Annotated in this window: 4 protein-coding genes, 1 tRNA gene and 2 pseudogenes; 3 read left to right on the top strand and 4 right to left on the bottom strand. The window is 66.8% G+C overall.

Annotation, left to right across the window (positions count from 1 at the left end):
* Window positions 1–146: 146 nt before the first annotated feature.
* Both GOALK_RS20750 and GOALK_RS20745 read right to left on the bottom strand, forming a co-directional pair.
* Window positions 147–1,058, bottom strand: a complete 912-nt coding sequence (locus tag GOALK_RS20750) for a hypothetical protein (RefSeq protein WP_006360806.1) — start codon at window positions 1,056–1,058, stop codon at window positions 147–149.
* A gap of 87 nt (window positions 1,059–1,145) precedes the next feature.
* The gene (locus GOALK_RS20745; RefSeq protein WP_006360805.1) at window positions 1,146–2,615 is read right to left on the bottom strand and encodes a zinc-dependent metalloprotease; all 1,470 of its coding nucleotides are present in this window, start codon (window positions 2,613–2,615) and stop codon (window positions 1,146–1,148) included.
* A 107-nt stretch (window positions 2,616–2,722) separates the two neighbouring features.
* Here GOALK_RS20745 and GOALK_RS20740 point away from each other — a divergent pair, with 107 nt between their 5' ends.
* A complete protein-coding gene (locus GOALK_RS20740) occupies window positions 2,723–3,787 on the top strand; it encodes a YlbL family protein (protein ID WP_050918772.1) in 1,065 nt (354 codons plus the stop codon).
* 24 nt (window positions 3,788–3,811) lie between these two features.
* Here GOALK_RS20740 and GOALK_RS24745 read toward each other — a convergent pair.
* Window positions 3,812–4,368, bottom strand: a pseudogene (locus GOALK_RS24745) (PPA1309 family protein).
* A 207-nt stretch (window positions 4,369–4,575) separates the two neighbouring features.
* Between GOALK_RS24745 and GOALK_RS20730 the strand changes: the two are divergent.
* A pseudogene (locus tag GOALK_RS20730) lies at window positions 4,576–7,541 on the top strand (UPF0182 family protein).
* An 83-nt stretch (window positions 7,542–7,624) separates the two neighbouring features.
* Here the strand turns inward: GOALK_RS20730 and GOALK_RS20720 are convergent.
* Window positions 7,625–7,906, bottom strand: coding sequence for a hypothetical protein (locus GOALK_RS20720; RefSeq protein ID WP_006360800.1), 282 nt, complete (start codon window positions 7,904–7,906; stop codon window positions 7,625–7,627).
* Window positions 7,907–8,134: 228 nt separating this feature from the next.
* Between GOALK_RS20720 and GOALK_RS20715 the strand changes: the two genes are divergently transcribed.
* Window positions 8,135–8,211, top strand: a tRNA-Met gene (locus GOALK_RS20715).
* The last annotated feature ends 633 nt before the right edge of the window (window positions 8,212–8,844 follow it).

The raw sequence follows: 8,844 nt of genomic DNA, 5'->3' as shown, positions 1-8,844 counted from the left end.
TGGTTGACCTCGTCCTTGTCTTTGCCGACCATGCGCTTGCCGAGCCCCGCCGCCGCACGTCCGGCCATACCGATGGGGAGAGAAGCCAACTTCGCGTTGCGACGACCCTGCCCCCGAGTGATGTCGGTCATAGCATCCTTTCCGCGTCACACAATAGACGACTTGAGCTGTTCGTCTCGCATCGCACGACAATCGCAGCTTGGGTGGGGTAACCATTCTCGGCGGTCCACTCGCACAGGATCATCGCGGAACTCCAATACCTGATTCAACAACTGCGGCGTGCCCCGCGCTGCGGCGGGGGAGGGCCGACGCAGCGCAGTGACCAGACGTTCGATCTGCCCGTGCGCGATCGCGGCGGTAGGCCGCACGATTGCGGGGTCGGGATCGCCGGGCGCGCGGATGAGCTGCACCGCCATCATCGGCCATTCCGGGTCGGCGTCCGAGCGATGGTGATCGGCGCACATCAGACAGCTCGACAGTCCCGGCAGGACGAGAGGGCCGACGATCCCGACGCCGTCGCGCGCCCGGACCAGCAGATGCGGAATCCGGGCCCTCGTCAGGGCGAAGACGACCCGTGGGTCGTGGACGAGGAAGTCGCTGAGGATCACGAGTCTGGTGTCGACGGTGTCGAGCGAGCCGTCGGCGCGTCGGCGCATCGTCCGCTGGACGTGCAGGCCCTGCGCCCGCAAGGACGCACCCAAGAGATCCGACAAAGGTCCCTGACCGTGGATCTGTATCCGGAACTCGGTCGGATCCGGACTCGCCGACGATGTGTCGGCCTCGCCACCCGTGATCGTCCGCCCGGCCGCGGTCAGACCGTCGAGGAGCGTCCGGATCTCGTCGTCGGCGAGCCCGGCCGCCGACGCCCGACGGATGAGTAGTTCCGGCGTGCACGGGCGTTCCAGCGTCCGCAGCATCGCCGCGACCGAATGCGCCGAGATCGCGTCGTCGAGCTCGATGATCACGCTGCCGGCCGGATCGATCCCCACATGCACCCGGTTGCCAGGCCGCACCAGGATCGATGTTCCCGGCCGGATGCGCGGGACCGTGATGGACATGACGCAACTCTGCCAGCGAAAACACCTCGCCGAGGTCGGTCGGGCCGGTTATCCACAACATGGGCGCGTACGGCGTCGACTGTGGAGTTATGAGCCGGCCTGACCGCTCTGTCCGTTCGGCCCGTCGTCCCCGGACTCGGTGTCGTCCTGTTCGGCGAGAGACTTCTCGAGCTGCGCGATGGCGTCGTCGAGTTCGGTGTCCTTGTGCAGGAGACGGTCGATGAATGCGGCCGGGTTGTCCAGATCGTCGGAGTCGGGCAGCAGGTCGGGGTGCGCCCAGACGCCGTCGCGGGTCGACAGATCGGTGGCCTCGAAGACCCGGCGCCACAGCTCTGATGCCTCACGCACCTTGCGCGGACGCAGTTCCAGGCCGACGAGGGTCGCGAAGGTCTGCTCGGCGGGGCCGCCCGAAGCGCGGCGTCGGCGGATGGTCTCGGTCAGTGCGCCGGTGCTCGGGATGCGGTCGCCGAGTGCCCGGGTCACGACCTGCTCCACCCAGCCCTCGACGAGAGCCAGGAGCGTCTCGAGGCGGCCGAGCGCGGCCTTCTGCTCGGGCGTGGTGGTCGGCTCGAACGACGTCGACGAGCTGATGAGCTCCTCGAGCTTCGACGGATCCGACAGCAGTTCGGTGGGATCGATGTTCGCCGTGGCGTCGGTGATCCCGCTGAAGTCGATGCTGATCCCGCGTGCGTACTCCTCGACCGTCGACAACAGGCGCTGACGCAACCAGCCGACGTGCGTGAAGAGCCGGACGTGCGCGGCCTCGCGCGCGGCGAGGAAGACGATGATCTCCTGGCCGGGCTGCTCCAGACCTTCGGCGAACTTCGCGATCGCCTCGGGGAGCAGGACCGCGATGCCCTCGGGTGCCAACGGCAGACCGATGTCGGTGGAGGTGAGCACCTCCTTGGCGAGCTGACCGAGACCCTGGCCGAGCTGCGTCCCGAAGGCCATTCCGCTCATCTGCGTCAGCATGCCCAGCATCGGGCCGGCGAACTGCGCGGCCTCGGCGGGGAGGTTGTCCTGCCAGGTGCGCGCGAGCTGCTCGGCGACCGGGTTGCACAGACCCTTCCAGGTGTCCATCGACTCCTCGAGCCACTGCACCGGGGTCCACGCGACGGTCTGGGTGACGCCACTGGGGAAGGTCGTCGCGTCGTCGAGCCAGACGTCGGCCAGTCGCACGGCATCGGCCGACGCCGAGATCTCCTTCTCCAGGATCGGTGTGAACGAACCGATCTGCTGGCGGGCGAGATTGGTGGCGACCTGATAGTTCACCGGACCGCCGCCGCCACCGGCCATCCCGGCGCCCATACCGCTGAACATGCTGCCGAGTTGGGAGAACATCTGGCCGAGCATGTTCGGGTCGAGGTTCGACGGGTCGAAGTCGCCGAAGCCCTGGCCGCCGCCGGAACCCTGTCCGCCCATTGCGAATCCGAACGGGTTGGCGCCACCGAAGGGGTTGCCGGGGTTGTCGCCCGGCTTGTCCTTGTCGCCGCTGTTCTTGTCGCGGTCGTCGTCGCCGTTGCCGGACGCCGAGAAGCCGAAGGGCAGATCACTCATACGTCCACCGTACCGCCCGGACAGGCGCGTTCACGGCGTCGGATGTTCGCCGTGCGCGTAGCGACGCCGGGACCGTCCCCGGAGGTCGGGGCACTATCGTGTGCGGAATGAGTTCGAGCCCTCGCTTCCGCCGGATCGCCACCGCTGCGGTCAGTGCCCTGGTGTTGCTGGCGTTGCTCGTCGTCGGCACGCAGGTGCAGGTGCCCTACGCCGCGCTCGGTCCCGGTCCGACGCTGAACACGCTGGGCATGACGAAGGTCGAGCAGGACGGCAAGGTCGTCGAACGCAGGGTCGTACAGATCGATGGTGCCCCCGTCGACAAGACCACCGGCAACCTCAACCTGACGACGGTGTCGGTCAGCGACGGGCTCACACTCTTCGACGCACTGGGCATGTGGCTGTCCGGGAAGTACGCGCTGACCCCACGTGACGAGGTGTATCCGCCGGACCGCACCACCGAGCAGGTGCAGGAGGAGAACGCCCTGCAGATGACCGGATCGGAGGAGAACGCCACCGTCGCGGCGCTGCGTTTCCTCGACCGTCCCACGGTCCTGCGGATCGCCGGTGTGGGCGCCGAGGGCCCGTCGGCCGGTCTCCTGCAGGCCGGTGACGTGGTCACCCGGGCCGGGGGCGTCGAGGTCGAGACGAGCGAGGAACTGCGCGACGTCGTCTCGAAGAACCCGCCGGGCACGGTGCTGCCGCTGGAGATCGTGCGACAGGGCACGCCGCAGACGGTGAGCGTCACGCTCACCGCGCATCCCGACGACGCGAAGGCCGGATTCCTCGGGGTCGCGGCCGAGGTCGCCAATGCCGACCCGTCGCTGAAGGTCACCTACACCGTCGGCGACATCGGCGGGCCGTCGGCGGGCATGATGCTGGCGCTGTCGGTCATCGATCAGCTGAGCCCGGGCGAACTGACCCACGGCAAGTTCATCGCGGGAACCGGCACGATCACCGCAGACGGGGACGTCGGGCCGATCGGCGGCATCACCCACAAGACCCGAGCCGCGCACGACGCCGGTGCCACGGTGTTCCTCGTCCCGGCCCGCAACTGTGCGGAGGCCGTCTCCGACCGTCCCGACGGCCTCGAACTGGTGAAGGTCGAGACGCTCGACGGCGCGGTCGAGGCGCTGGATGCGGTCGGCGAAGGTCGTCCTGCCCCGACCTGCTGAGTCGGCCGAACTCGGTCCGGCGGTTCAGGCCCCGGGGTCGTCGGGAGTGAAGGTACCGGCGAGCGCCGCGCGCAGCTCGGTCCCGAGCTGCGGATGCGTGAGGGTCTCGATCTCCTCGCCGGGCTGATGGCGTAGCCGCATGATCGCGAGGTCCGGGCCGCCGCGCAGCACGCCCGCCACCAGACGCGCCTGCTCCGACGCGCCATCCGAATCGCCTGCGCGGGGTCGGTTCCGTCCACGACGTAGCGCGGCGTGCCGTCATCGCCGGGCGCCGGGGGAGCGACCACGATCTCGATGGCCACCGCGGCGCCGGCGACCGCCTCCGGCCAGACCGCCGAGGCGAGGAACGCGTCGAGGTCGGGGCACTCCTGCTCGATCGGCGTGAGGACGGAATCGGCGCCGTCTCCGAGAACGTCCGGTGCCTGCTGCGCCAGGACCGCGGTCGGTGCGAGGGCGAACACCGACGGCTCCTGGCCCCAGCCCGCGGCGTCGACGTGGTCGAGGATCTCGCTCAGCGCGCTCCCGAGGTCGTCGGTGGAGAAACCGCGGGGCGTCGAAGGGGGTGTTTTGGGGTCGGACACCCGCCCATCTTGCCCCGACGAGGCCCGTACCACGACCCCGGGGAACCCGTTCCGACCCCGGATCGTTGTCCCGAAGCCCGAGTGTGATCGGCACCCGGGTGGTGCCAGTACAGTGGGCACCACGCCCAGGCTGCTCGTCACGCAGGGCGTTGTCCGGATTGAGAGCTTTGGAGAGTGGGTCTGGTGGGCGTCCGAGGGCCGGCAGGAATGCCGACACTGTCACGCAGGAGCAAGATCGTCATCGGACTAGGCGTTGCCGTGCTGGTCCTCTTGCTCATCGGACCACGACTGATCGGTCTTGCCACCGACTGGCTGTGGTTCCGCGACGTCGGGTATTCGAGCGTGTTCAGCACGGTCATCTGGACCCGCGTCATCCTCTTCCTGATCACGACGCTCGTCGTCAGCGTGATCGTCTTCGCCGCGGTCGCCCTCGCGTACCGGTCACGGCCGGTCTTCGTGCCGACCGCGGGCCCCAACGACCCGCTCGCGCGCTACCGGACCGCCGTCATGACCAAGGTCCGCTGGTTCGCGGTGCTGCCGGCCCTGATCATCGGCGCACTCGCCGGTCTCGTCGCGCAGGGTTCCTGGGCCACGGTCCAGATGTTCCTGCACGGGACCCCGTTCGGTCAGAAGGACCCGCAGTTCAACCTCGACATCGGCTTCTACGCCTTCGACCTGCCGTTCTATCGGTTCGTGCTGAACCTGCTGTTCGTCGTGGTCGTCGTGGCGTTCCTGGCCAACCTGGTCACCCACTACATCTTCGGCGGCATCCGACTCGGTCAGGGCGGGGGATCGGTCACCATGGCCGCCCGCATCCAGCTCGCGGTCCTGGCCGGGACCTTCCTGCTGCTCAAGGCGGCGGCGTACTGGCTCGACCGTTACAACCTGCTGTCGAGTTCGCGGAAGTCCGAGATCTTCCCGGGCGCCAGTTACACCGACATCAACGCGGTGCTGCCGTCCAAGCTCATCCTGATGGCGATCGCGATCATCTGTGCCGTCGCCTTCTTCGCCGCCGTCGTGCTGCGTGACCTTCGTATCCCTGCCCTCGCAACCGTGCTGATGCTGTTCTCGGCACTGCTGATCGGCGTGGGCTGGCCGCTGACCATGGAGCAGTTCTCGGTGAAGCCGAACGCTGCCCAGAAGGAGGCCGAGTACATCCAGCGGGCCATCAACTCCACGCGGGAGGCCTACGGCATCGGGCCGGACAAGGTCATCACGCAGAAGGACTGGACGGCCCAGCCGGCGAACCCCGCGCTCGTCAACAGCGACATCCCGACGCTGTCGAACGTGCGCATCCTCGACCCGAACGTGGTCTCGCCGACGTTCATCCAGCAGCAGCAGCGGCAGAACTTCTACGGCTTCCCGACCCAGCTCGCGGTCGACCGCTACAAGATCGACGGCGAACTCCGCGACTTCGTGGTCGCCGTGCGTGAACTCGACCCGAGTCGGTACCTCGAGAACCAGCAGAACTGGCTGAACAAGCATCTCGTGTACACGCACGGCAACGGCTTCGTCGCCGCGCCGGCGAACCGGGTGAACGAGTCGGTCGACGAGAACGACATCGACGGTGGTGGCGACCCGTTCTACTACGTCAGCGACACCACGAACTACCAGACCGAGGCGTACAAGCGTGACGCCCCGATCAAGGTGACGCAGCCGCGTATCTACTTCGGTGAGCTGCTCGCCAAGATCGATCCCGACTATGCGATCGTCGGTTCCGAGGGCGGCGAACCCCGCGAGCACGACATGGGTGACGCCAAGTACACCTACCAGGGCCCGGCGGGCGTCCCGCTGAGCAACTGGTTCAGCCGACTGCTCTATGCGGGCAAGTACGCGGAGCGCAACTTCCTGCTGTCGGGGGAGATCACCTCGGCGTCGAAGATCATCTACAACCGCGACCCGCGGGACCGCGTCAAGCAGGTCGCGCCGTGGCTGACCGTCGACTCCAAGACCTATCCCGCGGTCATGGAGGACGGCTCGATCAAGTGGATCGTCGACGGGTACACCACCCTCGACAACTTCCCTTACTCGCAGCCGACGTCGCTGCAGAGCGCGACCGCCGACGCCCAGGATCTCAATCCCGGACAGACCGGACGCACGCAGGTCAACAAGACCGTGTCGTATGTCCGCAACTCGGTGAAGGCCACGGTCGACGCCTACACCGGTGACGTCCAGCTGTACGAGGTCGACACCGAGGACCCGGTTCTCAAGACGTGGATGAAGGTCTTCCCGGATTCGGTCGCCTCGCGTGCCGAGTTCGACAAGCAGACCTCACTCCGCGAGCACGTCCGGTACCCGGAGGATCTGTTCAAGATCCAGCGGGCGCTCCTGACGCGCTACCACGTCGACACCCCGGGGACCTTCTTCCAGGCGAACGACTTCTGGTCGGTGCCCTCCGATCCGACGAGCCCCGACGCCGAACAGCGCGGACTCGATCAGCCACCGTACTACTTCGTGGCCTCGGATCCGGAGAGCAGGCAGGCATCGTTCCAGCTCACCTCGGTGCTCACCCGACTCAACCGGCCGATCCTCGGTGCCTACATCACCGTCTCGTCGGACCCGTCGAACTACGGGCAGATCACCGTCAAGGAGCTCCCGAGCAACAGCCAGCGTTCGGGACCGAAGCAGGCCTTCAACCCGATGAAGACCGATGGTCGAGTCGCCGAGTCGCCGAGTCGCTGAAGTCACTCGAGAACACGGCGAAGGTCACGTTCGGCAACCTGCTGACGCTGCCGGTCGGCGACAACGGAATCCTCTACGTGGTCCCGATGTACGCCCAGGCCCAGGGCGAAGAGGCCTTCCCGCGGCTCTTCCGGGTGATCACCCGCTATGAGCCGAAGGAGCGTGAGGCCCGGATCGGTTACGCACCGACAACGGCCGAGGCGCTGCGCCAGGTCGGGATCACGCCGGCCGCCGGTGTGGTTCCAGGTGAACAGCAGTCCGAGGGCGCGCCGGACCAGTCCGAGCAGCAGGGTGGGACGACCAACCCGCAGCTGCCGACGCCGCCGCAGGGCGGAACGCCTGAGCGCGACGCCGCGGTGAAGGCGATCGGGGATGCTCTCGGTGCGCTGCGCGATGCGCAGACCAAGGGCGACTTCGCCGGCTACGGCCAGGCCCTCGATCAGCTGAACAAGGCTGTCGCGCAGTACGAATCACTGCCCGAGCAGAACTAGCCGGACAGAATCCGATCGATGCGCCCCGGTGAGGGGCGCATCGATCGGGAGAAGGAAGCCGAGCGCTGCTGCGCCGGGTATCGCTAGCCGCGATACTTGCGCACGTAGCGCTCTTTCTCGTCCGGGGTGTTGTCCGGCAGAACCGGGCTGTGGTGATACCGGTGGCCGATGGTGTAGAAGATCGAGATCGCGCAACCGAACGCGGCGACCATGACCAGCGCGAAGAGGACTGCGTGGCCCGTGTTGCCGGCGGCCATGTGGACCAGCCACAACGCCGCGGACAGGAAGCCGCCAAGTGCGAGTACGAAGCCGATGAAACTCATCGGGTGGTTGCCATGGCTCTCATGATGGAAATGGGCGGACATGGTTCCCTCCTCGGTAGTGGGTCAGCCCGGATCGGGTAGCGCCGAGTGTACGCCCGAGAGTGACTCAGCTCACAACGGTCGGCGCTGCTGTTGCCGGACGTGGCGGCGCAGTGACCTCCCCTTTACCCCCATCGGTGACCGCCATCACAGGTATTCGTGCTGGTCACAGGCGGTTGCGGAATCGATTTGCGTCGCTGACAAACGCGTGTGTAACGTTGTCTTCACCAACGCGGGGTGGAGCAGCTCGGTAGCTCGCTGGGCTCATAACCCAGAGGTCGCAGGTTCAAATCCTGTCCCCGCTACCAACACAAGAACCCCCGCCCGGGACGCCCGGGCGGGGGTTCTTGCATGTGTGCCCAAGGTTCGTGGCTCGCCGGCCTGGGGAGGGCGGACAACTCGGGTGGTTCCCAGCAGGGGATCACCCGTAGAGCGGGTCGGCTTCCGCCATGGCGTGCACGCCGACCTCGCTGTTGGTCCTCGAACGAAGCTACTGACCAGGCGATTTGACGCTGGCGACCCACGTGCGTAACTTATGTCGAGTCAGCGAGCCACGGCGCCGCCCCGGGGGACCTGAGAGGGTCTGACTGGTGGGGAGTGGAGACCGGGTTTTTCGTTGGCCGCCCCTGATCTTCTGGTTTGAGACTTGGTGTCTCGGGCTGGGTGTGTGGGGTTGCTGGACTGTCCTGGTGCGCGGATCTTCGGATTTTGCGGGCGGGGTTTGGGTCTGGTAAGCTGGAAGAGTTGCCCCGGAGACGGGGTGGCGGTGAAAGTCAGAACGAAGTCTGCTGGTGAAAGCCCTTGTGGGGGTGAGTAGTTGGTGGGTGTGTGTTCTTTGAGAACTCGATAGTGTGATGATGAATTGTCTGATGCCATTTTTTGGCATCGTGCATTCTTTATGGATGTAGATGTTTGTTTTTTGTGTGGCGCTCGGCTTTGTT

This window comes from Gordonia alkanivorans NBRC 16433, from assembly GCF_000225505.1.
Lineage (GTDB): Bacteria > Actinomycetota > Actinomycetes > Mycobacteriales > Mycobacteriaceae > Gordonia > Gordonia alkanivorans.
This window is presented reverse-complemented; position numbering and strand designations above follow the sequence as displayed.

What these genes read in the sequence shown, in the direction of transcription:
- GOALK_RS20750 (WP_006360806.1), bottom strand. Translation starts at nt 1,058, where the DNA reads ATGTCCATCACGGTCCCGCGCATCCGGCCGGGAACATCGATCCTGGTG.
- GOALK_RS20740 (WP_050918772.1), top strand. Translation starts at nt 2,723, where the DNA reads ATGAGTTCGAGCCCTCGCTTCCGCCGGATCGCCACCGCTGCGGTCAGT.
- GOALK_RS20720 (WP_006360800.1), bottom strand. Translation starts at nt 7,906, where the DNA reads ATGTCCGCCCATTTCCATCATGAGAGCCATGGCAACCACCCGATGAGT.
- GOALK_RS20745 (WP_006360805.1), bottom strand. Translation starts at nt 2,615, where the DNA reads ATGAGTGATCTGCCCTTCGGCTTCTCGGCGTCCGGCAACGGCGACGAC.